Here is a 26,116-nt window from a genome sequence, read left to right as displayed (position 1 = left end):
CGTTCCTTCTTTTTCTATCTTACTTCACTTACGATATGTGACTGTTCTTTAAATTCTTTTCCTTTTGTCTTATATGTTTCAATTGTTAGTCTAATGAGTTCTCTGTCTTTATCAGATAATTCTCTAATTACTTTACCAGGTGATCCAAGGACCATTGAGTTTGGCGGTATTTTCTTGCCGGAAGGTATGAGCGTATTTGCTCCGATTAGTGATCCTTCTCCAATCTCTGCTCCATCAAGTATGATTGCTCCCATACCAATCAAAGCACCTTTCCTAATTGTACAACCATGTAGTATAGCATTATGTCCAACTGATACTTCGTCTTCTAATACCAGAGGATAACCCTCGAATAAATGACAGGTGCAGTTGTCTTGAATATTACAAGCATTACCAATCACGATGGGTGCTTCGTCTCCTCGAAGAACGGCATTAAACCATACGCTAGATTCTGCTCCAATTCGTACATCGCCAATGACTTTGGCACCAGGTGCAATAAATACCTCCTCATTAATTACTGGTTCAATTCCTTGATACGAAATTAACATAAAAATTGCTCCCCTTTCCATTAACTTTAAGCAGGAATATGATAGGTCTCTTTTGAATGTTATAAATAAGTATAACACGAATAAGTTATATCGTTTGTTTATCGTTATATAAAAAGGAAGGAGATTAATAGATGAATAGTGTTTGTGAATTACTTTCGATTCGGTACCCGATTATCCAGGGTGGGATGGGAAATATTTCGAGTCCAATTCTAGCTGCTGCTGTGTCAGAAGCAGGAGGTCTTGGAACAATTGGAACAGGAACAATGGGGCCAGATGAAGTGGAAGAGCTTCTGCTAGATATGAAGAATCGAACGTCTAAACCATTCGCCCTTAATATTCCAATTACAGTGACAACACATTTTAAAGAAATGTGTGAGTTAGCAGTGAAACACGTTGTTCCAGTTGTATCCCTATCAGCAGGAAATCCTGCACCTTTTATACCGTTCTTTAAACAAAATGGGATAAAAGTTATTTGTGTAACAGCAAGTGTTAAGCATGCCAGAAAAGCAGAAGAAGCCGGAGCTGATCTAATCGTTGGTGAGGGATATGAAGCCGCAGGCATTAACTCACCTCTTGAGCTAACAACAATGACCTTAATTCCCCAACTAGTTGCAAACGTATCAGTCCCTGTCATTGCAGCAGGGGGTGTTGGAGATGGACGAGGACTAGCTGCTGCTTTAGCCCTTGGTGCAAAAGGAGTGCAAATGGGAACAAGGCTTGTGGCAACAAAAGATTCTCCCTATCATGAGCGCTATTTAGCAAAGCTTATGGAAGCAAACGACACTGGAACAGTCATTATTGGTCGTAGTGTAGGAAAGGTCCGCAGGGTGTTGAAGACAGAGTATTCCGATCGGTTGGTAGAAGCAGAGTTGGATGGTATTGATTCGAAAAACTTTGCAGCAATGACTGATGAAAACAAGCACAGAATTGGCGCTATTGAGGGACGACTTGATGAGGGATTTATTAATGGTGGGCAAATTAGTGGATTATTGACATCTACTCCTACGGTAAAGGAGCTCTTTGACGAGATGATAGGGGAAGCAACAGGGATTTTTGAGAATCTATCTTCCAAATTCAATACATTGATGCAAAAGGGTTTATAACTCTTATACTACACTGTTTTTCGAAAATATAAAATAGTTATAATTATTTGACATCTCGTTGACAAGCTAGATTTGCAAGTGTACCATAACGATACAATATGCCGGATGAATTAGTGCTAAATGGTGTATAGAAAATATGAAAACGATAAGTTTTAATAACTTATCTAGGGGAGGACAGGCGTGTGAAATCTTGGAAAAAGTGGGTTGGAATATCTCTTGTTAGTGTAATGGCTCTTGCAGGGTGTGGATCAAACAGTACTTCTTCTAATTCGGAAAATAGCGATGGAGAAGAAAGTAAGGAGTCTTATACGATTGGGGTTACGCAGATTGTTGAACATCCTTCGCTCGATGCAGCTTTTGAAGGATTTAAAATGGCTCTTGAAGAGAACGGTTTTAAAGAAGGCGATAACGTTACATATGATATTCAAAACGCACAGAACGATATGAACAACAGTAACACAATCGCTCAAAACTTAGTCGGAGATGAAGTGGATCTTATTTTCGCTAATTCAACACCAAGTGCACAGTCCGCATTAAATGCAACATCTGATATTCCAATTATATTCACATCTGTTACCGATCCAGTAGGTGCAAAGCTTGTTGAATCTTTTGATAAACCGGGAGAGAACATTACAGGAACAACGGATACACATCCTGAAGCGATTCCTAAAACAATTGAATTTATTGCTAATGAATTTAAAGCTGAAAATGTGGGGTTAATTTACAACGCTGGCGAACAAAATTCAGTTGCACAGGTTGAAATTGTTAAGAAAGCCTTAAATAGTAAGGGTATGAAAGCGGTAGAAAAGAGCGTCTCAACCTCGGCTGAAGTTAAACAGGCTGCTGAAGCTCTTGTTGGTAAAGTAGATGTTATCTACATTGCAACAGACAACACTGTTGTATCTGCTCTTGAATCAGTCATTAGTGTAGCAAATGATAAAGACATTCCAATGTTTGCTGGAGAATTTGATTCTGTTAATCGTGGCGCATTTGCAGCATATGGATTTGACTACAAGGATATTGGATATGAAGCTGGTCAAATGGCAGCGAAGATCCTTAAGGGTGAAGCAACAGCTGCAGATTTGTCAGTTCAGTATCCACAGAATCTCAAGCTTAAGATGAACAAAAAAGCAGCAGACGAAATGGATATCGAAGTTAAGGAAGAATGGGAAGAAATGGGGGAATACACGGAGTAAATTGACAGGTTCGAAAAAGAAGGTGTCTTCTTTTTCGAACCTTTTTTTGAAGGAAAACCTTGTACGGAATTGATATGGATTAGGAGGGATTTTGGCATGAGCTCAGCGATGTTTGGTGCAGTAGAATCTGGAATTATTTATGCCATTATGGCACTCGGTGTGTATTTATCTTTTCGCATTCTTGATTTTCCAGACTTAACGGTTGATGGAAGCTTCGTCACTGGTGCGGCTATTGCTGCGATTTTGATTGTGAATGGAACAAATCCATTCTTTGCAACATTGCTAGCAATCGCAGCGGGGTTTCTAGCAGGGTGTGTAACGGGGCTTCTTCATACGAAAGGGAAGATTAATCCACTACTAGCAGGTATTTTAATGATGATTGCTCTCTACTCTATTAATCTAAGGATAATGGGAAGGTCGAATGTTCCTCTACTAAATGAAGAATCTGTTTTTACAAAGATAGAAGCTTTTTTCACATCAACAGGTTTGGATGCACTATTTGGAAGCATGGCAGCAGCAATCGGTCTTCAGAACCTAACGTCGACCTGGTCAGTCTTAATTAGCATGTTGGTCGTAACTTCGCTTATCAAAATTATCACAGACTTATTTCTACGCACCCAAATTGGTCTTGCGCTTCGCGCGACAGGGGACAATAAACGAATGATTAGGAGTTTCTCAGCAAATACAGATCAGCTGACGATTCTTGGACTTGGTCTATCGAATGCACTTGTCGCTCTTGCAGGTGCGCTCATCGCTCAGTATAGTTCTTTTGCAGATGTTGGAATGGGAATTGGGATGATTATTATTGGTCTTGCTTCAGTCATTATTGGAGAGGCGATTTTTGGAACAAAAACGATCGCTGTGACTACCTTCGCTGTAGTTGGTGGGGCCATTGTCTATCGCATCGTCGTCAGCCTTGCACTTCGCGTAGACTTTCTAGAAACAGGTGACATGAAGCTGATTACTGCTGTGATCGTTATTGTAGCTCTCGTATTGCCTCAATTAATTGATGGACAAAAAGAACGAATTAGAAAGAAGAAAAAACGTCTCCAGCAAGAAATGAAGATCAACGAAATGAAAAAGGGAGGCGAAGAGTATGCTTCAACTAAATCAAATTCACAAGGTATTTAACGAAGGAACACTTGATGAGAAAATTGCGCTTGAGGATATTAACTTAACGCTTAAACCAGGTGATTTTGTTACGGTGATTGGCAGCAACGGTGCAGGTAAATCAACTCTTATGAATATGATCTCAGGTGTATTGACTCCAGATGTTGGAGAGGTGTTAATAGATGATAGAAAGATTACAAATTTACCTGAATACAAAAGGTCCCGATTAATCGGACGTGTTTTTCAGGATCCGATGGCGGGAACGGCGCCGTCTATGACAATTCAAGAGAATCTCGCACTTGCTTATAACCGAAATCGAAGAAGAACATTGATGAAGGGTGTAACCAAGAAGCTAAGAACAACATTTCAAGAAGCATTGGAAACACTCCATCTAGGTCTTGAAGATCGTTTGTCAGCAAAGGTTGGTTTACTTTCAGGGGGGGAGAGGCAGGCACTTTCTCTTTTAATGGCAACTTTTACTGAACCTAAAATGTTGCTACTCGATGAGCATACAGCTGCCCTTGATCCAGCGAGAGCAGCTTTGATTACCAAACTTACAGGTGAAATTGTTGAACGTACTCAACTGACCACTCTGATGGTGACGCACAATATGCAGCAAGCACTTGATCTTGGAAATCGATTGATCATGATGGACAGTGGTAGAATCATTCTAGAAGTAGACGGAGAAGACAAACAGAACTTAACCATTGAAGCGTTGCTTCATGAATTCCAACGAATTAAAGGTTCTAAAATGACGAGTGATCGAGCACTTCTGGGATAATAATGTAAAGCCAATTGGCAATAGCTGGTTGGTTTTTCTTTGGCGAAAGATCGTAATTTTTTGACAATTAATTGACTGTCATTATACGTAATGTTATTATATCGTTAAATAAACGTCATATATTTAAGTGTGATGAGTATGGGGTGAGACAGATGAAAAGTGGAATTTCGGTTGGACAAAAAGCCGTTATTCAAGCGGAAGTAACACCCGACATGTATGCACAATTTGAGGGAAAAGTGATTCACCCTGCTTATTCCACAGTGTCAATGGTTTATCATATGGAATGGGCAGCAAGACAACTTATTCTACCCTACCTTGAAGATGAAGAAGAGGGAATAGGTGGCGGAGTAGAGGTGAAACATCTCGGACCAGCTTGTTCTGGACAGTTAATTGAAGTCATCGCCACCATTACCGACCTTACACACAAGTCTGTGATGAGTAGGGTAGACGTTCGAAGGGGAACTGATATTATCGGCACGGGAAAAGTAATTCAGTTTATTCTACCGAAGAAAGAAATCGATAATAAATTAGAAAGAGCAAAAATGTAAGCGATTTCATAAAAGGGGTGAAAATCGTGTTTGATCGAATAGCAGAGCACGAACAGGTACTATTTTGCAATGATGCGGATACGGGGCTAAAAGCAATCATCGCCATACATAATACAACGCTTGGTCCTGCGTTAGGTGGCTGTCGAATGAGACCATATGAAACTGTTGATGATGCGATTGAAGATGTTCTAAGACTTTCAAAGGGTATGACGTATAAATGTGCAGCAGCAGATGTTGACTTTGGTGGAGGAAAAGCAGTCATTATCGGTGATCCACTTAAAGATCGGACGCCGGAGTTGTTTCGTGCGTTTGGACAATTCGTGGAATCGTTAAATGGACGATTCTATACAGGTACGGATATGGGAACGACGCCAGATAATTTCGTCCATTCATTAAGGGAAAGCAGTTGCATTGTTGGAGTTCCTGAAGAATATGGCGGAAGTGGCGATTCATCGATTCCGACCGCTAAAGGAGTACTGTATGGAATTCAAGCTACGAATAAAACGGTTTTTGGATCAGAGGAATTTGGCGGTAGAACATATGCAATTCAAGGACTTGGCAAAGTAGGTTTTAAAGTAGCTGAAATGCTTCTCGAGAATGGGGGAGATCTTGTTGTTTCAGATATCAATCGACATGCAATTGATCGATTGATTCAAAGGGCGATTGAGCTTAATCGTGGCGTAAAGGTTGTTTCAGGTGATGAAATCTATGAGGCTGATGCGGATGTATTTGTACCTTGTGCCCTTGGCGGCGTCATTAATGATCGGACGATTAATCAATTGAAAGTTCGCGCTGTTGTAGGATCTGCTAACAATCAACTCCTGACGACAGAACACGGTGATCAGTTAAATGAGCGGGGTATTCTCTATGCTCCTGATTATATCGTGAACAGTGGTGGATTAATTCAGGTATCTGATGAACTCTATTCTCCTAATCCGATGCGAGTACTTCAAAAAACAAAAGCAATCTATGACACTCTTTTTACTATTTTTGAGCAGGCAGACGCCCATTCGATTTCTACCATTAAAGCAGCCAACTTGTTTTGCGAGCAACGTATTGAGAGTCGAAAAAGAAGAAATAGCTTTTTTGCCCACAAGAAGCCTGGTAAGTGGACTGTACGTTCATAATTCGAAATGAGAGGAGGATTTTCATGGATCTAACCGATCAATTTCCACTCGTTCAACTTATTGATGGAGAGGGAAAACAACGCGAAAAAAATTCACATGTCACGGTTGAAAATGCAAAGCGTTTTTATGAACATATGATATTTTCCCGTCTGTTTGATCAAAAGGCTGTAAATCTTCAACGTCAGGGGAGAATCGGAACGTACGCTCCATTCGAAGGACAGGAGGCATCTCAAATTGGAAGTGCTCTTGCTCTTGAAGATGGTGATTGGATGTTTCCTACGTATCGTGACCATGCGGCAACAGCAGCCTTTGGACATTCACTTGAGAGTATTTTTCTGTATTGGAAAGGTTGTATAGAAGGATGTGTGCCACCACCTGGCAAGCATATCTTTCCACCGTCTGTTCCCATTGCCTCTCAGATTCTTCACGCCACAGGAACGGCATGGGCTGAGAAGAAAAAAGGGAGCGACAGGGTATCGCTCGTTTACTTTGGTGACGGAGCTACGTCAGAAGGCGATTTTCATGAAGGATTGAACTTTGCAAGTGTGTTCCAAATCCCAGTCGTGTTCTTGAATCAAAACAATGGTTTTGCAATTAGCGTCCCACTTGAGCGACAGATGAATTCTAAAACGATCGCTCAGAAATCTCTTGCCTATGATATGCCTGGCGTGCGAGTCGATGGAAATGATGTGTTTGCTGTCTATAACGAAACAATGAAAGCAGTTGAAAGAGCAAGAAGCGGTAATGGACCAACACTTATCGAGGCCGTGACATGGCGCTATGGTGCTCATACAACGACAGATGAGCCTTCGAAATATCGGGATCAGAATGAGAGTGAACGAAGAAGAGAGCGTGATGATCCGATTACAAGAATCGAACGTTTTCTTAAAGCAAAGGATGAATGGGATCCTGATTGGGAGATGAAAGTAAAAACAAATGCAGAAAAAAGGTTAAATGAGGCTGTTAGCGAAATGGAGAAAACACATAAATCAGATGAAGCCCTTATGTTTGATCATGTGTTCGGAACTGAAGTTTGGCCAGTTCAAGAACAGAAGCAGCGCTTTTTTCATGAAGGGAGCGAGAAAGCATGAGTATCGCTGTGAATATGAAAAAGATGACAATGGTGCAAGCCATTACCGAGGCGCTAAAAGTGATGCTTGAAGAAGACGAATCTACTCTTGTCATTGGTGAAGACGTAGGTCGAAATGGTGGGGTTTTCAGAGCTACGGATGGTTTATTCGAACTATTTGGTGATGAACGAGTTATTGATACGCCTCTTGCTGAATCAGGCTTAATTGGGACATCAATAGGTCTTGCGATGAACGGTTTTAAACCTGTAGTAGAAATTCAGTTTCTAGGTTTTATTTATCCAGGCTTTAATCAGTTGATTACACATGCTACTAGAATTCGAACGAGAACCCAAAGCCGCTATACGGTGCCATTAACAATAAGAGTTCCTTATGGTGCCGGTGTGAGAGCACCCGAAATTCATAGTGATAGTACAGAAGCGCTCTTCACGCACATACCAGGGTTGAAAGTAGTTGTCCCCTCTACACCGCATGATGCAAAAGGACTGCTCATTAGCAGCATAAAAGATCCTGATCCAGTTCTCTTTCTTGAACCCATGAAAATGTATCGATCAGGCAAAGGTGATGTGCCAACAGGAAGTTATACCATTCCACTGGGAAAAGCGTTCAGGCGACGCAAGGGTGAAGATGTATCGATCTTTGCTTGGGGAGCAATGGTGAGGGTTGCTGAAAAGGCGGCTGAAACAGCAGCTAAAAACGGAATAGAATGTGACGTGGTAGATCTTCGTACATTATATCCTCTTGATAAAGAAATGATTGCTGAATCGGTTCAGAAAACAGGAAGAGCAGTGATTATCCATGAAGCTCCTTCTTCTGGTGGCGTTGGTAGTGAAGTCATTACAATTATTAATGATACGTCTTTCCTTTACATGAAGGCTCCAATTAAAAAGGTTACTGGATACGATACGCCAGTCCCTCTTTTTACACTTGAAGATGACTATCTTCCGGATGAGAAAAAAGTAGTTCGTGCTATTGAAGAAACTGTTCGTTTCTAAGGAGGTAGAACTAATATGGAAGTAAAGCTACATGATATAGGAGAAGGAATGTCAGAAGGGGAAATTGTCCAGATTCTCGTAAAGGCTGGGGATCATGTTACGGTTGATCAACCCCTAGTTGAAGTTCAAACAGATAAAGTAACAGCTGAGCTTCCATCACCGTTTGCTGGAAGAATTGAGAACATCTACGTTTCTCCAGGTGATGTTATTGAAGTGGGAGGGATTCTGCTGACGATTTCTCCCATTGAGCGGGCAAACGAAGCGAAAAATAAAATAAATAAGACTACAAGAATACTAGCTGCGCCATTCACTAGAAAGATAGCTCGAGAAAATGATGTTGATATCGAAAACGTTAAGGGGAGCGGTCCAGCAGGGCGCATCGTAGATGAAGACGTAATGAAGTATATTGAACTGAACCGAACAGCGCAACCAGAACCTGTTCGAAGTCATAAAGAAAAGAAAGAAGCAAAGTCCGATTCCATACCATTTACTTCTAGACGTAAACAAATAGCTGCCAAAATGACGAAATCAGTTCAGACCATTCCGCACGTGTCGCATTTTGATGAAGTCGATGTAACGAATATCCTTGAAATTAAGAACATGCTAGCAGAGAAGCGTGGAATTTCATTATCAGTGGCAGCTTTTTACATTAAAGCAGTGTGTGTAGCACTGAAGGATTTTCCCGTTTTTAATTCAGAATTGAGTGAAGAGGAAAGTCTTATATATTTAAAGAAGGACATTCATATAGGCATTGCGACTGATACAGATGAAGGGCTGATTGTACCTGTCATCCATCACTGTGACCGTCTCTCGATTCAGGAAATCCATGTACAGATGAAACAGTTAAGAGAGCGAGCACTTAATAACGAGTTAGGAAGAGAAGATCTTTCATCTGGAACGTTTACGATTAGTAACGCCGGGCCGCTTGGGAGCACGGGAGCTACTCCAATTATCAATTACCCTGAGGCAGCTTTGTTGGCTTTCCATAAAACGAAAAAAAGGCCAGTCGTGACAGATGAAGATGAAATTGTCATTCGCTCAATGATGAATCTTTCTATGACGTTTGATCATCGAATAACAGACGGGGGTACATCCATGCGTTTTACAAATCGCATCATTGAATTAATTGAATATCCGTCACTACTCTTAACGGAGCTTGTGTGATGGTAGTTGGCGAAATTATTCACGAAAAAGATGTTGTTGTAATTGGTGCAGGACCAGCAGGATATGAAGCGGCTCTACGTGCTGCTCAACATGGCAGAGATGTTACGCTAGTAGATCGATCACGGTCTGGTGGTGAATGTTTACATAGCGGGTGTATTCCATCAAAATTACTTGCGGTATCAGCAAGGAAAATGTGGGATTCAGCCCCAGGTGTCACCATGACCGCAGAATTTTCTATGCAACAATGGCACAATGAAAAAGCAGCTACCATTGAGACATTAGAAAAAGGGCTTGAAATGCGATTTAAATCAAACAAAATTGAATGTATAAAAGGTAGTGCATCCTTTCTATCTAGCAAACGGATTGGTGTAGAGCAAGGTGAGAAATTTGAAGTATGGACTTTCGAACACGTGATTATTGCAACGGGTAGTCGTCCAAAAGTTCCTTATTTTCTTTCTGAAAACATTCCTGGCGTCATTTCTGTCGAACAGCTTTATACGGTTCCTTCTGTTCCTCGTCGTCTTTTGATCTATGGCGGAGACTATCTCTCTATAGAAGCGGCAAGTACGTTCAAAGCTCTTGGAGCAGAGGTTACGGTTGTTACGGACTGCGACTCGCTTATCGGTGAAATGGACGAAACGATCAAAAGAGAGTTGCAGAGACAGTTGAAGAAACAGAAAATCCGAGTGATGACTGGTGCTTCAGAATGTAATGTGGTGACCAATGAGAACCTTCTTTTTGAAGGAGTAAAATCGACAGGGGAGCGATTTGAAGTAGAAGCAGATACGATTGCTTACTCTGCAGGAAGAATAAGTAACATTGAGTCCCTCTGTTTAGAGCAGGGAGGAATTGAAGTTCATGGGAATTATATTAATATTAATGATACCTGTGAAACTTCAATTTCGAGAATATACGCTTGTGGAGATATAACAGATGGCCCATCTTTAGCTATCAAGGCAATTAAACAGGGCAAGACAGCAGCAGATCATTGTTGTGGTGTAGCGAGTACATTTTCACTTGAATGTATGCCTACAATCATTCAGACTCAAACGCCACTTGCAACAGTCGGTCTAACTGAAAAGGAAGCTATAGAAGCTGGTTATCAAGTGATTGCTGAGAGCAGTCCTATGCGAGCGAATGGATACGCTAGCTTGCTTCGCCAAACAGAAGGTGTTGTAAAAGTAATCCGTGATAAAGAAAGTCATCTTCTTCTTGGTTTTCATGCCATTGGGGCCGGAGCGGTTGAGCTGATTGAAAAGGCAACGCTATCATTGGAAATGGCAGGAAGAGATGAAGATTTCAGTTATCCTTATTCTCCTCACCCCGGTTTTGGTGAACTCTGGTCAGAAACAGTTGATCTAACGATTGAAAAGAAGGCAAGAGCTATTGAATATAATCTAGATCAGTAGAAACGCTCCTCAGTGAGCGTTTTTTGTTTATAGATAGTAGAAAGATTTAGGGTAATGAATAATCATCATAGCCTTACAGGAAGATTCAGATTCATTCCGATAGCAATGAGGGTAATTTGCAGTGAACCGCAAACTTTCCCCGTTTGAAACTGCATAAGCGTGTGTTTCAACTTCGAGAGTCATAGCCCCTTCTTCTACGAATAAGTACTCTTCCACACCTTCTGGATGAGGATTTGAGTGGTAGTTGCATCCTGGTTCTAGCTCAATATAAAATGTTTCAAAGGACTTGCCCGGTTCCATTGGATAGAGTGGGATTACTTTCATCATTCCACTTTCTTCAATTAAAGGCTCAATTTCATTTCGATTCACTTTCTTGATGACAGGTTGTTCCTCATCAATGAAAGCTGTAAATGATACACCAAGTCCATTAGCTATCTTCCACAATGTATTGACAGTGGGGTTTGAGGCACCACGCTCGATTTGAGCAAGCATGGGTTTACTGACAGAACAACGTGCGGACAGCTGATCGAGGCTTAATCGATTCTCAAGTCGCAGTTTCTTCAGTTTCTGACCAATTTGTTTTGTTAATGAGTGGTTTTCCATTGGCTTCTCCTATTCCAAAAAACTTCTGTTGAAGAATTGTTTAATATAACATACAATAAGTATAATTTATTTTACAATTTGTAACAATAGGAGGGATTAGATGCAGGCTATTAGCGTAACAAAAAGTGAATCTGGATTTACAGAGGGGCTGAAAGCAGGTATTAGTATTGCTATTGGATATATGCCAGTTGCCCTCACATTTGGATTGCTTGCAAGAACGACTGGTCTCACCCTTTATGAGGCTGTATTAATGAGCGTACTTGTTTTTGCAGGAGCTGCTCAGTATATTACCCTTAGCCTGCTCGCGATCGGCACTGGCGCTTTTGAAATTATTTTTACGATCTTCATAGTTAACATTCGCCATCTATTAATGAGTGCCTCCATAAATGAAAAGGTTATGGAAGATACGCCATGGAAAAAAGCGATTTATGCTTTTGGAATAACGGATGAAACGTTCACAGTATCAGCTACAAAGCACGGAGAAATAACGACAGGTTATATGTATGGGCTTTGTCTCATTTCTTATTCAAGTTGGGTTGCGTTCACAGGAGGAGGATACATAGTTGGTGCTTCCTTACCCAGCGTGGTTCAGCAGGGGATGAGTGTTGCGCTATATGCAATGTTTATCGGTTTGTTGATCCCTTCTGCTAAAAAAAGTAGAAAAGTACTTCTTCTAGCTGGAGTTGCTGCATTATTAAACAGTTTGTTCACATGGGCACATTTATCTACAGGTTGGGCGATTGTATTAGCAACACTACTGTCATCCATACTTATCGAATGGATTGTGGGGAGGAAGTATTATGAGTAGCTCGATGCTATTGATTATTTTAGGTCTTGCCATTGTTACGTATATCCCAAGAATGGTTCCACTCGTTTTCTTTAAATCTGAAAACATTCCATCCTCTGTGCAAAATGTATTGAAAAATGTTCCGTTCGCGATACTAGGTGCTTTGATTTTCCCTGGTGTTCTAACGATTAGTGATAATATCATGTTCGGTCTCATTGGAGCAGGTGCTGCGTTTTTAGCTGCTTACCTTGGCGCCAACTTGATTATCGTTGTGATGGTTTCCGTTAGTGTACTTAGCGCATATGCCTACTTTTTTTCGTGAAAACCAAAATAATTTAATTACAAAATTTTGATTTATATGATATAACTAATACAAACCAAATTATAGAGGTTGAAGAGGAGGAATGGATCATGCATTTCTTTCGCATATTGATGGTTGGCTTTTTCTCAATGACTGCCTTATCGCTTGTCTGGTTCCAATCTGTCGAGATGTTTACCTCATTTATTGACTTCTTTATGAATAACAAAAGATAATACCTACTAGAGAGCTTTTTCAAAAGCTCTTTTTTTGTTTGATTCGAAATGGTTTCATGGATTGATTCACAGTAACTCACTATAAGTAGAAAAGGATGTTGATCTTATGCGATGTATTTCAATTGATATGGACGGTACGCTTCTAACGAATGAACAAACTATCAGTTCAGAGAATGTGAACGCCATTCGAGAAGCTCAAAGTCAGGATATAACGGTTGTCCTTAATACTGGGAGGGCCTATGATGGTGCTTTGAAACCCCTTGAAGGAACGGGTTTAACACTCCCGATCATTTGCTACAATGGTGCAGAAATACGTTCAACAGAGGGCGAGATTCAACATGCGATTTACCTTGATGACCAGCAAGTTCGCTCTGTTAAAGATATTCTAGATGAGGAAGGTATTTATTATCAACTTTTCACAAATAAAGGAGTATTTACACATGACTATGACGGAACAATTGAACTAATTATCGATATGATGAGAAGTTCCAACCCTAATTTAACAGAAGAAGAAATGAAGGTTGGTGCAGAGCGACAGTTTGAGAGCTTATCTTTAAAGACAGTAGATAATTTTAATGAGTTGATAGAGGATAACGAACTTCATGTGTATAAGTTTCTTAGCTTCTCTTCTGATAAGGAGCGCTTAAATCGCGCTTCAGCTAAAGCGAATGATATTAAACAGACCGTTGTTACATCCTCTGGTAAAGAAAACCTTGAAATTAACCATGAGAATGCACAAAAAGGCCTAGCGCTCGAAACATTTGTTGCTGATCAAGGATTAAATATGAAGCATACTGCTGCTATTGGTGACAACTACAATGACCTTTCCATGTTAAGAAAAGCGGCTTATTCAATTGCGATGGGAAATGCAGATCAGGAAATTAAGAATAGTGTAGCTTTCGTAACGAAAAGCAATGAAGAGGATGGGGTGGCTCATGCCATTTATAAAATAATGGATGAAGATTTACTGTCTAATTAGTTTAAGTAAAATTAATTAATGTTTGAATTTTTGATCAACGGGAACTTCTTTCTACAGGAAGGGATTCCCAACTAAGTGAAGAGGTTTTCCGGACCCTTGTTCTCGCAGTCTTTGAAATACTCTGCAAAAGGAGCTGGAAAAACGATGATGAAACCTACAGAAATAGAAGAAAAAGCTACATGCAGAATGTGTGACAATGAGTATACCTGGTTTATACCTCTTGCAAGCAAGAAGAATGAATCAGATGAAAGGGTTGAAGCAACAGGAATTACAACAAAAAGCAGCCAGGCACCTATTGTAGAACTACACGTTCTTGCAGAATGCCCAGATTGTGGCATCTTAAACCGATTTGATCACACTTACGATCGTACAAACTTATATGTAGAAAAATGAACAAATTTGAAACCGACAAACTGCTGTCGGTTTCTTTTTTTATGTGAAGTTTAAAATGAGTAGTATTTCATTGTTGTTTAATGGCTATCATTGACCTGAACTTGCTTGCAAGAATGCAACTGGATATGATTATGCAGAGATAGTTCTAAAAAAAGGATTTGCTCGTACTATTGGTAAAGAGATAGCATTGGGAGGAGAATGAAAATGAAAAAACGAATAACCTGGATTATTCTGGGCTTCTCCATTTATGCCCTCTTTATGGGGCTTTATTTGTTCTACTGGGCTGATTTCGGAGTGCCAGACGTTTATAAGGGGACAGCAGCAGATCCAGCAACCTTCATGACAGATCGACAGCTTCAACTTTCAGAAGAGTATTCTCGCTACAGAAGCTTTTTATCCTTTATTGCGATTCCATTGGAATGGATCATCTATCTGGGCATTCTAGGTTTCGGTTTATCCAAGCTCTTTAAACAATTTAGCGAAGGTATTTCAAAAAAGAAGGTTGTAATCGTACCATTATACATTCTTCTGCTGACAGCCTTCACCTGGGTGGTAACTTTCCCTCTTCATTATTGGGCAAGATCACTATCGGTTAAGTATGGCATTAATACTCAGTCATTTTCCGGATGGATGAAAGATGAGATGATCTCATTTTGGATTGATGTTGGACTAACTTCAATTGTCATTGGTGTTCTCTATGCCGTTATAAAACGCTTCAAGAAGAAATGGTGGCTTGCGGCATGGGGATTGATGGTACCTTATCTCGCATTTATGATGTATATTCAACCTGTAGTAATTGATCCTCTTTACAATGATTTTACTTCCTTGTCTGATAAAGCATTGGAAGAGCAAATTCTTGATATGGCTGAAACAGCAGATATTCCTGCAAATCGAGTTTTTGAAGTAAACATGTCGGAGAAGACAAATGCAATGAATGCATATGTTTCAGGAATTGGTTCAAATCTTCGCATTGTACTGTGGGATACAACGATGAATAAGTTAGATGATGATGAGGTTCTTTTCATAATGGCTCACGAGATGGGTCATTACGTAATGAATCATCTTTATGGAAATTTAATTGGGGCCCTCGTTTCAAGTTTAATTGGTCTTTATCTCGCATACCGACTTCTTGGCGGGATGATACGGAAATGGGGCAAAACATGGGGAGTGTCTTCTGAATCTGATCTTGCTTCATTGCCTGCATTGTTGCTGTTATTCTCAGTTATGTCATTTATCGCAAGTCCAGTAGAACTTGCTATTTCAAGACATGCTGAAATGGAGGCAGATCAATATGCGATTGAGATGACAGATGATGTGGATGCAGCGGTTGGATCGTTTCAAACGCTTACTGTGAATAGTTTAAATGAAGTTAATCCACCTTTTATTGTGAAGTATTTCAAATACGGTCATCCCACAATGATGGAACGTTTAATAATGCTCAATGACTATAAGAAAAGCACTCACGCTGAATAGCTTGAGTGCTTTTCTCTTTTTTGTAAACCTGTTAACAGAACCTTCACTTTAAGAATGGTTAACTCTATTATAGGATGGTAGGGACAGGCCTTTCTAACTAGCATTGAAATAAGTTTCTGTGAGAAAATAGAAGTATCCTACAAGATGAGGTGGCAAACGTGAACGAAGATATTAAGCGAGTACTTGATGCTGGCATACATGGTACACCTGAACTGAAGCCGGCTGAAAAAGCACTATATTTATCAACCTTTAGAGAGCGAGTTTTTGTGGCTCTTACGAAAAGACAGGTAGCACAGAAAGTTGTTTACAAAGAAGTGAAACAAGAGTTGAAGGGAATTCGTAATGGGATTCTTTATCTTAATGGTGATTTACCGTATTCTATGCTTTCAAAATATATTAAAGAAGCAAGTAAGACATCTTTGTCATTTGAGATTGTGAATGATAAAGAAACAGATACGCCGCTCGGTCTTGTACTTGCGTCAAAACAGGATGCAGTAGAGAGAGAGGAAGTCTTTGTACATGATGACTTCTTCGAGCTGGATTAACCTTTGAAGAAAAAGGAGCGAAGGCGTATGATTAAGAAGTTTGTTCTACTCGTCCTTGCAATAGCACTAGGGTGGGGAGTATATAATACAGTTATAGCGGATCGAAGTGTTGGTACAGAAATTGGAGACAAGGCCGCAGACTTCACTCTAACATCGCTTGATGGGGAGAAAGTTAGCCTGTCAGATTACGAGGGTAAACCAGTGTTTCTAAATTTCTGGGCCACTTGGTGTCCGCCTTGTAAAGAAGAAATGCCGGACATCCAAAGTTTTGCAGATGTTCACGGTGAAGAAGTTGCCGTTTTATCAGTTAATTTCACTAAGTTTGAGCCAGATAAGGAAGCTATCCCTGCCTTTGTGGAAGCGAATGAACTCAGATTTCCAATACTAATGGATCGAGAAGGAAAAGTAGGAGAGAAGCTTTACAAAGTAATCTCAATGCCAACTTCATTTATGGTCGATGGGGAAGGGGTTATTCAAGAGAAACGAGTTGGTCCACTCACATTAGACGACATGGAGAAATGGTTAGATCATGTTGATTGATAGAAGAAACGGTCTCATTAGAGACCGTTTTTTCTGTTACTACTCACGAGAAAGTGGTTGATAGGCATCATGAAAACCAGTAGCATCAGCCAATTTTTTGAGTTTTTCATTAATGTAGCGATGATCAAACTCATCTAGAACATTAGGATCAAATCCCCGAATAACAAATTGTCCAAATTCCCAAATGGTTTCATGAGTATCGTGTTTATTGCCATCTGCTGCGATCTCTAATGATTGAAGAATGGAGGCCAGAACAGAAACGTCTTCCCTAGCATAGTGTCTAATTTGATAGAAGCTTTTGTATAAGTACCTACTATACGTTACTGGCTTAGTAATAACACGTAAATTCTTATTCTTATCATGATAGAGTGGCTCTGGAATATGTTTTTGTCCTAATCGAGATAGGACTTTGCCTAGACGGTTAATGCAATTGATTGCAGTATTTGGATCGTTTATTCCAGGTGAAATGGCTCTTAAAGCGATTTCTACTAATTTTTGAATGCCGTATTCAATATCCTGGTCTGTTGTTCGCTCTGTTCCGAGAGAGAGAGTATTTAATAGCTTGGATGGATCAGGTTTAGCTGTAGAGGACCAATAGGAGAATATAATCGTTCCTTCATCCACATATTCACCAATGTCTTTTTCGAGCCTAACAATCAAATCCTGATTAGTCGCGAGTCGTATCAAATCCGAAATATCCACATTCTGAAGATATCCAGATCTAGAAGCTCGAATTGTTGTTGGACTTTTCATTTTAATTTCATCCAATTCCCATGAATCCCATGAAGCAACTTCACCCTCATTCGCTTCTTCAAAATCTAAATAAGCCCTATCAATTGTTGCTAACGTGTTATTAGTAATATGTTGTATCAAGTTACCAACAAGGATCCAATTCGAGACATGATGAATAAAGAAAACAAAATAAGCAACACATATAATGGCATAAACAACTGCGAATACTGGCGCAATATAAACCGTGTCCTTGTTACTTTGTTCAATTAAGAGTAGAAGAATAATAAAGTAAATAACACCGCCCACAAAAATCCCTAGAACTCTTTTGGTGATACGATCTGTTATGAAATTCTGAAGGGTACGGGGAGAAAAATTAGATAAATATGTTGTAAGAACAACCATAATTGTTGAGAACGTAATGGTTGTCATCGTTAGCATAGAACTTACAAGCGTACTTAAAATGGTCACACTTGTATCGTAAGAAGCAAAGAAAAAGTACGGAAGGATAATGGCATTTCCTTGAATAATGTATCGATCAAATAGAAGGGTAACAATTGCAGCGATAAATGCTCCAACGCCATAAAAGGTTGGAATAAACCAAAAGCTCGATTGAATAATTTTGAATTTATTGTGCTCCATATTTGTCCATATCCTCTACAAGTAGGTTTGTTAGTAGTATGTGGTAAGAGGATACAACTTCATACGTTAATCAATCCTAGGAACAGAATGTATTTTATACAAGTCTGTTTACGGGTAGTAATAAATGAAGAGGAAAGAGGAGGAGAAGAGGATGAAGATTGATAGGACAGGAATTTATCGAAATATTAATGAGAAAAGATACGAGTATTGGGTTGTAGAATCGAATGATGTGAAGATTATGGCCTCTTGGATTAGTTGGGATGCTCCGAATGATCAAATAGAGAAATGGAAAGAAGAATTGATGTTATCAGGCACATCCTGAAGTAACTTTTTAACCTCCCTTAGCAAGGAGGTCATTTTTTTGTTTGTCTATTTCCTTAGAGATTGTTGCTATAAGAGTAGTAGTTGATTTCCGCTCAAGGGATGCTCGCTTTCCGCGGAGCAGGCGGTGAGCCTCCTCGGCGCGCCTGTAGGGTCTAAGAAAAAGCTTTCAATCTAAATGGCGGTTCTCTTTTTCCATTTTTCTCTTAACTACTTCTTTTGGTTCCCAGCAATTAAATTGATATGTAGGTCTTGTTTCAAAGCCTAGTCTTGCGCACCGATATGTAGTCTGTTCGTTCTTAACAACTTCGTAATGAATGCATGTGGCACAGCAATGGAAACGTTGAATATTCATTATAACCCTTGCCTTTCTAGGTTTATGTGCTTCATTGATTCATAGCAATCATCTTTGAAAGTTAGACAATAAATATCTGGATTAGTTAATGATTTCCATGTATCAAATCCTAAGGACGATTCGAAATGGCGTAACAGTAAAGTTAAGAGATTGCCATGGGTTATGAGTAGAGCGGACTCTTCCGTATGATGTATTGCTTCCTCAAGTACTTCCAAGCCTCTGGCAGACGCTTCCTCACTCGATTCGCCACCACCAAGTTTATAAGAAGTATCGTTGAATGTTTTTTCAAGTTCTTCTAGCCAGTTATCAATTGGTTCTGCTGTTAATCTTCTTTCACTTAGTCGGTCATCAATTGTAACTGGTTGATCTAACACTTGCGCAAGGGGTTCAATGGATTGTATCGCGCGTCTAAATGGGGAGCTATATAATTTATCAAAGGACACAGATTTAAGTGAGTTAGCAAGCTTAATGGCTTGATAACGTCCCTCTTTTGTTAATGAAGCCTCTGCCTCCTGTCCTTCTGCTGAACAATGTCTAATAAGATAAAGTTGTTTAATCAATATCCTCACTCCTGAATAAGCATTTCTAAAATGATCCTACGGTTATTTAGTGAAATCTTATCATGGAAAAGGATAAATAAAAAGAATTTGAAGAATAATGAAACTTTTTAAGCGGTTTAGTCGTTATAAGAGAGACCCCCTTAAGATAAGTTGTTTTCCCCCTTGCTTAAAGAATGCATACTGTGCGTTCTTTAAGCCTTTTTTAACTAATCCATCATAAAGGAATGAAAACAGTGACCAACAAAGATTTCCCAGAACGAGTAACGGAACGCTTGAAGTTAAGAGAATTGACTGAAAAAGATTTACCTACTTTATTATCCATATTCTCAAACACACGGACAATGAAATACTATGGGAGTGAAGTGGTTGGAAGTTTAGAAGAAGTAGAAGGCATGTTAATGAGCTTTAGGAAAGGTTTTGAGAATCAACAGGCAATTCGATTTGGCATAGAGTGTCATGAGACTGGTAACCTAATTGGCACATGTGGCTTCCATAACTGGGCAAAGAGAGTTAACAGAATTGAGATAGGCTATGAGTTAAAACAAGAAGAAGAAGGCAAAGGTTACATGACAGAAGCATTAACAGCTATCATCTCCTTTGCCTTCAGTGAATTACAGATTCATCGTATTGGTGCGTTAATTCACCCTGAGAATACACCTTCTAGGAAACTTGTTACAAAGCTAGGATTCCAAGAAGAGGGTCTCCTACGAGACTATACATATGCTAGTGGGAACTACATGGATTTAATTATGCATTCTCTTTTGAAGAAAGATTGGTCAAGTTTATAAGACGGGTGAGAAGAGTCTTGCAAAGGACTCTTTTGTTCGATGCTTCAACCCCCGTTTACTGTAGGATTCTTTTGTAACTTTGACCGAATCATTTATGTCGTTCTTGTAAGCTTCTACAAGATCAGTTACTGTACTCGCTTGAAATAGAAATAAGTTAACTTCGAAATTTAAATTCATTGAGCGCATGTCCATGTTAGCAGTTCCAATCGTCGCAACATCTTCATCAATAATCATGATTTTTTGATGAAGAAACCCTTTTTGATACATATATATATCTACACCATAATCAAGAAGTTCTGAGAAGTAAGACCTTGTCCCATATTGTGTTAGAAACCCATCGCTTATTTCAGGTACAATTAGTCTAACTTGAATACCTCTCATTGCCGCCATCGCGAGAGCTGTGCGGATCGCTTTATTTGGAACGAAATAAGGTGTAGCGATCCAAATCCGTTCTTGTGCAGATGTGATTAGACTGAAATAAAGATCAGACATCGCTCCTCGTTTTGTATCTGGCCCACTTGCAACTAGTTGTGTACCGCCGTTTCCTTCTACTTCATATGTTTCTAGATATTTGGTTGTGTTTAATTCTTCTCCGCACATGTAGAACCAGTCCATTAGGAATACTGCATGAAGGGCAGAAAGAACTTCACCTTTAACAAGAACATGTGTATCGCGCCAAAAGCGCATGTTGTTCATATCACCAGCATACTCGTCACCAATGTTAAGGCCACCAACAAAACCGGTCTTCCCATCAATGACGATAATTTTACGATGATTGCGGAAGTTCACCGTTTGATTGAAGAAACCATATTTGATTGGTAGGAATTGTTGTACGCTAGCACCGGCCTCCTTCAACGCTTTTTTAGAAGCTCTTGAGAGATTGTGGCTACCGATTGAATCGTAAAGGACTCTTACCTCAACGCCTTCCTTTGCTTTCTCAATAAGTAAGTCAATAATAGACGTTCCGAGTTCATCAGAACGGAACGTATAGTATTCCATATGAATATATGTTTCTGCCTTCTGAATTTCTTCTTTGATCGAAGAGAAAGTTTGGCTTCCGTTAAGCAATAGCTTTGTGCTAGACCTCATGCTTATTGGACTTGAAACCATTGTAGCAATTAAGTTAGAGAAATTTTGGTTTCGTTCAGTTAATTTATTCCAGTGTTCTGAAGGAGGGAAGTTAACATACTGTTGGAAGAACTTAAGCCCATTTGATCGTTTTTCTTTAAATAAGTGTCCTTTTACTTCGAGTTGACCAGAAAATAGGAAGAATACGTATCCAATGATTGGAAAGAAAATAAGAACGTATATCCAAAGTAACGTTTTGTATGGCGAACGTCCCTCTAGTAAAAGAACATATAAAATGGAAAGTAAAATAACACTATACGTTATACCAGAAATCCACTTCCATTGGGATGGCAAAGAAGTGAAGAAAATGATTGAAAGTGAAGAAGTCATTACCAAAAAGAAAATAATTTGTCTTGTTTGTTTCATGAATAGCCCACCTAAGAAAAATTTTTGGACGAAAAAAAGTAAGGGCTATGCCCTTACTCCGCTTGATTTGTCTTTCGCTTCACGCGGTAGCGGCCCCACAAATCAATAAGCTTGTCACCAATTTCGGTCAATTGAGAATCAGATGTTTCACGCTGTGGATTTGGCGTGTTTTTAATTGATGAGAATAGCTTTTTGAAAGGTTCAGGTGAAGCCTTAGCTGTTTCAATAACGCTTTGTACCGTTTCCTTCTTTGTTTGGATCCCATTAGATATTGTAGAAGTCGTTTCTGTTAATTGATTTGTTTCAGAGTTAATTTTATCAACTTTTTCTTGAAAACGTGCAGCTGTTTCAGAAAGATTCGTTAATGATTTCTTCGTTTCCTTTAAATTTTGTACGACTATGTAACCTAAGTAGACGAATGAAAGAACGACAATTGCAATACTTATATATACGATAATCATCTCAATACCTCCTAGTCGATTGTATTAGGGTTAATTTACCCTTCAATACCTATTCACAAACAATTTCTCTCTAAATAATTTACTCAAAATTGAAACGATTAATTATTGTATTACGTAAGAAGAGAATGGAAGGGGAGATCAGAAATGAATCGATATTCGATGGAAGAATTTATACAATCAACTGAACAAAAGGACAAAGGCGAGGGGTTCTTTGAACTTGAGACACCGAGAATCCTTGAAGTGAATTTAAATGGTCGTGTATGGGCTAAATCAGGTGGTATGATTACGTACAATGGTGAAATTAAATTTGAAAGAGAAGGTATCCTTGAGCATGGGTTAGGGAAAATGTTCAAGAAGGCTCTAACAGGTGAAGGGGCTTCCCTAATGAAAGCACAGGGAAATGGAAAACTATATCTTGCTGATGCAGGGAAAAAGATTTCCATAATTCATTTGAACCAGGGCGAATCAATAAGCGTGAATGGGAATGATTTATTAGCTTTTGAAGATGGAATTGATTGGGATATAAAAATGATGAAACGAATTACAGGTATGATGGCAGGTGGGTTGTTTAATGTAACATGTAAAGGGCCTGGAATGGTTGCTATAACAAGTCATTATGAGCCTCTCACGATTCGGGTGACTCCTGAAAAGCCAGTCATTACAGACCCTAATGCAACAGTAGCCTGGTCTGGTCACCTTCAACCAAATTTCCAAACCGATCTATCTTTAAAATCCTTCTTTGGCAGAGGAAGTGGCGAGTCTATTCAAATGAGATTTGAAGGCGATGGTTTTGTAGTGGTACAGCCATTTGAAGAAGTTTATATGCAGAACAGTCAAGGATAAGAGATGGAGTCATTTTTAACGCAAAGTGTACGAGACGCGGGTGTTAAATTACTTGATGGTCGTCCATATTATTTAGCGGTTGAGAATGTGGAAAAGTTAGAAACAGGTGATCAGATAGATCACTTTATTAATCGACTAGAAGAGTTAGCCTTGAAAGAACAAGTTCAGCACGTCACTATTACAATTGATTCGTCTTTCAATAGAAACTTTAAGCAATTGAAGAAAAAGTTGTATGTGGTAAAGAAACGGTCAGTAGAATATTTTCGCGACCTATCTAAGGAAAACTTTTCCTGTAATCACAATTGTAATATCACATTTTTATCTGCAGAAGAGGTTGGGATTCATACCTTTCTCAATCTGTGGAAAATTTCTATGAGTAGCTCACTAAATGTCCCCTCTCCCTATTCCATCGAAGAGCAATATGAAGGTATGAAGCAGGAAATAGGTATTCAATATAAAACGAGTTGTTATGCTGTCTTCAAAAACGATATACCTCTTGGTGTAGTTATGCCAATTATCGAGCCTGGAACAACAGCAGAAGGGCGCTTATTTTATTATGGATTGTTACCTAATCAGCGGGGAAAAGGTCTTGGTACGATCGTTCACCGTATTGGATTGCAACTTCTAAAGGAAAAGGGTGCCTCTTATTATATTGGAAGTACGGGAATAGACAATAAACCGATGCAACAAATATTTCGAAATAACGATTGCGTACCTAGTCGTGAGGTAGTAACTTTTACCAAAGCGTTATAAAAATAGCGAAACATATCATATTATGCAGAAGGAAGTAAAATATTCCTATTGAAATTAAAAGAATTTTCTTTATAATCATACAAAAGGGTTCTCTACAAAGGAGAGTGCATGTATGATCAGTTTGGAAAAAGGAAACCTTCTCAAAAGTGATTGTACCGTTATAGCTCATCAATGTGACTGTTTTAATGCCATGGATGTTGGTATTGCAAAGTCAGTAAAAGAAACATACCCTGAAGCAGCAAAAGCTGATGAAGACTTTCCATTTTCACCGAAAAAGAAGCTCGGGAAGTGCTCGTTTGCTTTAAGTCGTGATAATAAACGGATTATTGCTAATTTATATGGTCAATATAAACCTGCAGGACTTCAAACAAATTACCCTGCTTGGATTAAATCGTTTGAACAAATGATTAAAGAATTAAAACCATTTGAAGAAAAAGGATTTAAAATAAAAATTGGTTGTGGAATCGATAAAGATGATCTAATCAATGTAAAGAAATCTCTAGAGAAGCTTTCAAAGAAGTATGAGAAACCAATACATGTGTACTATTCTTAAATGAAACGTCCCCGTCACGGGGGCGTTTTACTTATGATAGGGACTTTTCCTATTTTTAGTAAGATGGAATCAAAAATGTAAAATAACACCATTATCCCGTTTGTAAAAGCGATATCGTGGAATACAACGAGTGTAGCGGAAACGAAATACAAATTGAATGAAAGGAGAATGGTAAATGGCTGATAACAATAGTGACAAAATGAGTAGAGAAGAAGCAGGACGAAAAGGTGGCAACAAGACATCGAGAGAACATGATAAAGAATTCTATCAAGAGATCGGTCAAAAAGGTGGAGAAACAACAGCTAAAGAAAATGACAAAGAATTCTATCAGGAAATTGGTGAGAAGGGCGGAGAGCAAACGTCCAAGAATAAAGATAAGAAATTCTATCAAGAGATTGGAGAAAAAGGCGGTAAGAAGAGTGGATATCAGGACAATTAAATTAGTCTCTTGTTTTGCATAAGTCACTTTCTACTAGACCATATTTCATGAAACTTACGGTGTGTTACTTAAATTTATTAACAATACTGGAGGAGGATGTAAAATGGCTAATAATAACGACAAGATGAGTAGAGAAGAAGCAGGACGTAAGGGCGGTAAAAAGACAGCAAGGGAACATAACAAAGATTTTTATGAAGATATTGGACAAAAAGGTGGAGAAAAGACGGCTAAGGAACATGATAAAGAATTTTACCAGGAAATTGGAGAAAAGGGCGGAAACAAAACATCGAATGAACATGGTAAGGAATTCTATGAAGATATCGGTGAAAAAGGCGGAAAGAAAACAGCAAGAGAGCATGATAAAGAATTCTATCAAGAAATTGGAGAAAAAGGCGGAGAGCAAACGTCCAAAAATCAAGATAAAGAATTCTATCGTGAAATTGGAGAAAAAGGCGGTAAGAAAAGCGGAGGAAATCAGAATTCATAATAAACGAGCGGAGGGAAAACCCTTCGCTTTTTTATATAGGCTCTTTTCTAAAAGATTGTTGCTTTTGAAATAATTTTAAAAAACTAATCTTAGTGATTGGAGCGGAAGGATGCTCGACTCCTGCGGGACTAGCGGGACAGGTGAGACCCCACAGGAGCGTTAGCGACGAGGAGGCTCACCGCCCGCCCCGCGGAAAGCGAGCATCCTGGAGCGGAAATTAACTCACTATAGCAACAATGTTTACGAAAAGAGCCTTTATATAAGACTCTTTTCTCAAAGATTGTTGCTTTTGAAAGAATTTTTGTATCAAGAATCAAACTTGGCTGATTGTAGCGGAAATCCCCCTCACTCTTATAGCAACACTGTCTAGGAAAAGAGCCTTATATGATTAGAACGATAGAAATCCCCTTCACGGATCCGTGAAGGGGATTTCTATGTATATTCATTAAAATGTGCGTTCTTCTTCAACTTCATGCTGTTCGTTTAGAATTAGCAAGCGGCTAGGTGTGTCTTCCTGAGCTAGTTCTTCTGCTTTCTCAATCGCAGTTGAACGCATTTTGTATAAGTCTGTTGGTGCAATGTCTTCAATTTTAACGTACCAACCTGTTACATCTTTATTTGGTGCTACTGTATATTCCTTCATGGGAAATATCCTCCTTTAAGCTGTTGTAGTAATACTATTTCCCAACTAAAAGAGAGCTAAAACATAGTTTTCTACACAATAAAAAAATCAGCGTATATACGCTGATTTTATTGCGGTCTTGTTGTGAT

31 protein-coding genes and 1 pseudogene are annotated in these 26,116 nt (G+C 39.2%); 25 read left to right on the top strand and 7 right to left on the bottom strand.

Annotation, left to right across the window (positions count from 1 at the left end):
* Nucleotides 1-14: 14 nt before the first annotated feature.
* Nucleotides 15-545 (bottom strand): gamma carbonic anhydrase family protein, encoded by a 531-nt coding sequence (locus JI666_RS10795; RefSeq protein ID WP_206891631.1) that lies wholly within the window; start codon nucleotides 543-545, stop codon nucleotides 15-17.
* Between the two features lie 131 nt (nucleotides 546-676).
* Here JI666_RS10795 and JI666_RS10790 point away from each other — a divergent pair, with 131 nt between their 5' ends.
* The 10 genes from JI666_RS10790 to JI666_RS10745 all read left to right on the top strand — a co-directional run bounded on the left by JI666_RS10790 (nucleotide 677) and on the right by JI666_RS10745 (nucleotide 11,066).
* A complete protein-coding gene (locus tag JI666_RS10790) occupies nucleotides 677-1,648 on the top strand; it encodes an NAD(P)H-dependent flavin oxidoreductase (protein ID WP_206891629.1) in 972 nt (323 codons plus the stop codon).
* A 227-nt stretch (nucleotides 1,649-1,875) separates the two neighbouring features.
* Nucleotides 1,876-2,844, top strand: coding sequence for an ABC transporter substrate-binding protein (locus JI666_RS10785; RefSeq protein WP_206891818.1), 969 nt, complete (start codon nucleotides 1,876-1,878; stop codon nucleotides 2,842-2,844).
* A gap of 96 nt (nucleotides 2,845-2,940) precedes the next feature.
* Nucleotides 2,941-3,975 (top strand): ABC transporter permease, encoded by a 1,035-nt coding sequence (locus JI666_RS10780; protein ID WP_206891626.1) that lies wholly within the window; start codon nucleotides 2,941-2,943, stop codon nucleotides 3,973-3,975.
* Nucleotides 3,941-4,735 (top strand): ABC transporter ATP-binding protein, encoded by a 795-nt coding sequence (locus tag JI666_RS10775; RefSeq protein WP_206891625.1) that lies wholly within the window; start codon nucleotides 3,941-3,943, stop codon nucleotides 4,733-4,735. Before JI666_RS10780 ends, JI666_RS10775 begins: the two co-directional genes overlap by 35 nt.
* A 152-nt stretch (nucleotides 4,736-4,887) precedes the next feature.
* Complete coding sequence (locus tag JI666_RS10770) at nucleotides 4,888-5,283, top strand: thioesterase family protein (RefSeq protein WP_206891619.1); 396 nt, start codon at nucleotides 4,888-4,890, stop codon at nucleotides 5,281-5,283.
* 26 nt (nucleotides 5,284-5,309) lie between these two features.
* Entirely contained in the window at nucleotides 5,310-6,410 is a 1,101-nt protein-coding gene (locus tag JI666_RS10765; RefSeq protein WP_414635139.1) for a Glu/Leu/Phe/Val dehydrogenase dimerization domain-containing protein, read from the top strand.
* A 23-nt stretch (nucleotides 6,411-6,433) separates the two neighbouring features.
* The gene (gene pdhA / locus JI666_RS10760; RefSeq protein WP_206891616.1) at nucleotides 6,434-7,501 is read left to right on the top strand and encodes a pyruvate dehydrogenase (acetyl-transferring) E1 component subunit alpha; all 1,068 of its coding nucleotides are present in this window, start codon (nucleotides 6,434-6,436) and stop codon (nucleotides 7,499-7,501) included.
* The gene (locus tag JI666_RS10755) at nucleotides 7,498-8,493 is read left to right on the top strand and encodes an alpha-ketoacid dehydrogenase subunit beta (RefSeq protein ID WP_286170742.1); all 996 of its coding nucleotides are present in this window, start codon (nucleotides 7,498-7,500) and stop codon (nucleotides 8,491-8,493) included. Before pdhA ends, JI666_RS10755 begins: the two co-directional genes overlap by 4 nt.
* 15 nt (nucleotides 8,494-8,508) lie before the next feature.
* Complete coding sequence (locus JI666_RS10750; RefSeq protein WP_206891613.1) at nucleotides 8,509-9,657, top strand: dihydrolipoamide acetyltransferase family protein; 1,149 nt, start codon at nucleotides 8,509-8,511, stop codon at nucleotides 9,655-9,657.
* Nucleotides 9,657-11,066, top strand: coding sequence for a dihydrolipoyl dehydrogenase family protein (locus JI666_RS10745; RefSeq protein ID WP_206891612.1), 1,410 nt, complete (start codon nucleotides 9,657-9,659; stop codon nucleotides 11,064-11,066). Before JI666_RS10750 ends, JI666_RS10745 begins: the two co-directional genes overlap by 1 nt.
* A 27-nt stretch (nucleotides 11,067-11,093) precedes the next feature.
* Here the strand turns inward: JI666_RS10745 and JI666_RS10740 are convergent, their stop codons facing one another.
* Complete coding sequence (locus tag JI666_RS10740; protein WP_206891611.1) at nucleotides 11,094-11,669, bottom strand: helix-turn-helix domain-containing protein; 576 nt, start codon at nucleotides 11,667-11,669, stop codon at nucleotides 11,094-11,096.
* A 100-nt stretch (nucleotides 11,670-11,769) separates the two neighbouring features.
* Here JI666_RS10740 and JI666_RS10735 point away from each other — a divergent pair, with 100 nt between their 5' ends.
* The 8 genes from JI666_RS10735 (at nucleotide 11,770) to JI666_RS10705 (ending at nucleotide 16,920) form a co-directional block, all read left to right on the top strand.
* The gene (locus tag JI666_RS10735; protein ID WP_206891610.1) at nucleotides 11,770-12,477 is read left to right on the top strand and encodes an AzlC family ABC transporter permease; all 708 of its coding nucleotides are present in this window, start codon (nucleotides 11,770-11,772) and stop codon (nucleotides 12,475-12,477) included.
* Nucleotides 12,470-12,778 carry a branched-chain amino acid transport AzlD family protein gene (locus JI666_RS10730; protein ID WP_206891609.1) on the top strand — a complete coding sequence of 103 codons (309 nt, stop codon included), beginning with the start codon at nucleotides 12,470-12,472 and terminating at the stop codon, nucleotides 12,776-12,778. The genes JI666_RS10735 and JI666_RS10730 overlap by 8 nt, the downstream gene beginning before the upstream one ends.
* Before the next feature lie 89 nt (nucleotides 12,779-12,867).
* Nucleotides 12,868-12,990 (top strand): hypothetical protein, encoded by a 123-nt coding sequence (locus tag JI666_RS21685; protein ID WP_286170739.1) that lies wholly within the window; start codon nucleotides 12,868-12,870, stop codon nucleotides 12,988-12,990.
* Between the two features lie 106 nt (nucleotides 12,991-13,096).
* Nucleotides 13,097-13,969, top strand: a complete 873-nt coding sequence (locus tag JI666_RS10725) for a Cof-type HAD-IIB family hydrolase (RefSeq protein WP_206891608.1) — start codon at nucleotides 13,097-13,099, stop codon at nucleotides 13,967-13,969.
* A 144-nt stretch (nucleotides 13,970-14,113) separates the two neighbouring features.
* Nucleotides 14,114-14,362, top strand: a complete 249-nt coding sequence (locus tag JI666_RS10720) for a hypothetical protein (RefSeq protein WP_206891606.1) — start codon at nucleotides 14,114-14,116, stop codon at nucleotides 14,360-14,362.
* 204 nt (nucleotides 14,363-14,566) lie between these two features.
* Nucleotides 14,567-15,835 carry a M48 family metallopeptidase gene (locus JI666_RS10715; protein WP_206891604.1) on the top strand — a complete coding sequence of 423 codons (1,269 nt, stop codon included), beginning with the start codon at nucleotides 14,567-14,569 and terminating at the stop codon, nucleotides 15,833-15,835.
* 158 nt (nucleotides 15,836-15,993) lie between these two features.
* A complete protein-coding gene (locus JI666_RS10710) occupies nucleotides 15,994-16,380 on the top strand; it encodes a YueI family protein (RefSeq protein ID WP_206891602.1) in 387 nt (128 codons plus the stop codon).
* 27 nt (nucleotides 16,381-16,407) lie between these two features.
* A complete protein-coding gene (locus JI666_RS10705) occupies nucleotides 16,408-16,920 on the top strand; it encodes a redoxin domain-containing protein (RefSeq protein WP_206891601.1) in 513 nt (170 codons plus the stop codon).
* A 39-nt stretch (nucleotides 16,921-16,959) separates the two neighbouring features.
* Here JI666_RS10705 and JI666_RS10700 read toward each other — a convergent pair whose 3' ends face one another.
* On the bottom strand, nucleotides 16,960-18,291 hold the full coding sequence (locus tag JI666_RS10700) for a DUF2254 domain-containing protein (protein WP_206891600.1): 1,332 nt from the start codon (nucleotides 18,289-18,291) through the stop codon (nucleotides 16,960-16,962).
* A gap of 151 nt (nucleotides 18,292-18,442) precedes the next feature.
* On the opposite strand from JI666_RS10700, the gene JI666_RS10695 reads away from it, so the two are divergent.
* Nucleotides 18,443-18,613, top strand: a complete 171-nt coding sequence (locus JI666_RS10695) for a hypothetical protein (RefSeq protein WP_206891599.1) — start codon at nucleotides 18,443-18,445, stop codon at nucleotides 18,611-18,613.
* 353 nt (nucleotides 18,614-18,966) lie between these two features.
* Here the strand turns inward: JI666_RS10695 and JI666_RS10690 are convergent, their stop codons facing one another.
* The gene (locus JI666_RS10690; protein WP_211201484.1) at nucleotides 18,967-19,527 is read right to left on the bottom strand and encodes a histidine phosphatase family protein; all 561 of its coding nucleotides are present in this window, start codon (nucleotides 19,525-19,527) and stop codon (nucleotides 18,967-18,969) included.
* A 233-nt stretch (nucleotides 19,528-19,760) separates the two neighbouring features.
* Between JI666_RS10690 and JI666_RS10685 the strand changes: the two genes are divergently transcribed.
* Nucleotides 19,761-20,315 (top strand): GNAT family N-acetyltransferase, encoded by a 555-nt coding sequence (locus JI666_RS10685; RefSeq protein WP_206891598.1) that lies wholly within the window; start codon nucleotides 19,761-19,763, stop codon nucleotides 20,313-20,315.
* Here JI666_RS10685 and cls read toward each other — a convergent pair.
* Together cls and JI666_RS10675 are read right to left on the bottom strand one after the other, a co-directional pair.
* Nucleotides 20,310-21,809, bottom strand: a complete 1,500-nt coding sequence (cls, locus tag JI666_RS10680) for a cardiolipin synthase (protein ID WP_206891597.1) — start codon at nucleotides 21,807-21,809, stop codon at nucleotides 20,310-20,312. The genes JI666_RS10685 and cls overlap by 6 nt on opposite strands.
* Nucleotides 21,810-21,862: 53 nt before the next feature.
* Complete coding sequence (locus JI666_RS10675; protein ID WP_206891596.1) at nucleotides 21,863-22,270, bottom strand: DUF948 domain-containing protein; 408 nt, start codon at nucleotides 22,268-22,270, stop codon at nucleotides 21,863-21,865.
* 144 nt (nucleotides 22,271-22,414) lie between these two features.
* Here JI666_RS10675 and JI666_RS10670 point away from each other — a divergent pair, with 144 nt between their 5' ends.
* The 5 genes and pseudogenes from JI666_RS10670 (at nucleotide 22,415) to JI666_RS10650 (ending at nucleotide 25,345) form a co-directional block, all read left to right on the top strand.
* Complete coding sequence (locus tag JI666_RS10670; RefSeq protein WP_206891595.1) at nucleotides 22,415-23,113, top strand: AIM24 family protein; 699 nt, start codon at nucleotides 22,415-22,417, stop codon at nucleotides 23,111-23,113.
* 3 nt (nucleotides 23,114-23,116) lie between these two features.
* Nucleotides 23,117-23,866, top strand: a complete 750-nt coding sequence (locus JI666_RS10665) for a GNAT family N-acetyltransferase (protein ID WP_206891593.1) — start codon at nucleotides 23,117-23,119, stop codon at nucleotides 23,864-23,866.
* A 112-nt stretch (nucleotides 23,867-23,978) separates the two neighbouring features.
* Nucleotides 23,979-24,419, top strand: a complete 441-nt coding sequence (locus JI666_RS10660; protein ID WP_206891592.1) for a macro domain-containing protein — start codon at nucleotides 23,979-23,981, stop codon at nucleotides 24,417-24,419.
* A 175-nt stretch (nucleotides 24,420-24,594) separates the two neighbouring features.
* Nucleotides 24,595-24,855, top strand: a pseudogene (locus JI666_RS10655) (KGG domain-containing protein); the annotation flags it as partial.
* A 106-nt stretch (nucleotides 24,856-24,961) separates the two neighbouring features.
* A complete protein-coding gene (locus tag JI666_RS10650; protein WP_206891590.1) occupies nucleotides 24,962-25,345 on the top strand; it encodes a KGG domain-containing protein in 384 nt (127 codons plus the stop codon).
* 445 nt (nucleotides 25,346-25,790) lie between these two features.
* Here JI666_RS10650 and JI666_RS10645 read toward each other — a convergent pair whose 3' ends face one another.
* Nucleotides 25,791-25,988 (bottom strand): DUF2188 domain-containing protein, encoded by a 198-nt coding sequence (locus JI666_RS10645; protein WP_136948209.1) that lies wholly within the window; start codon nucleotides 25,986-25,988, stop codon nucleotides 25,791-25,793.
* Nucleotides 25,989-26,116: the final 128 nt, after the last annotated feature.

Origin of the sequence: Bacillus sp. NTK071 (genome assembly GCF_017303315.1) — a bacterium.
Lineage (GTDB): Bacteria > Bacillota > Bacilli > Bacillales > Guptibacillaceae > Guptibacillus.
The sequence above is the reverse complement of the archived record's forward strand: the minus strand, read 5'-3'. Positions and strand labels throughout refer to the sequence as shown.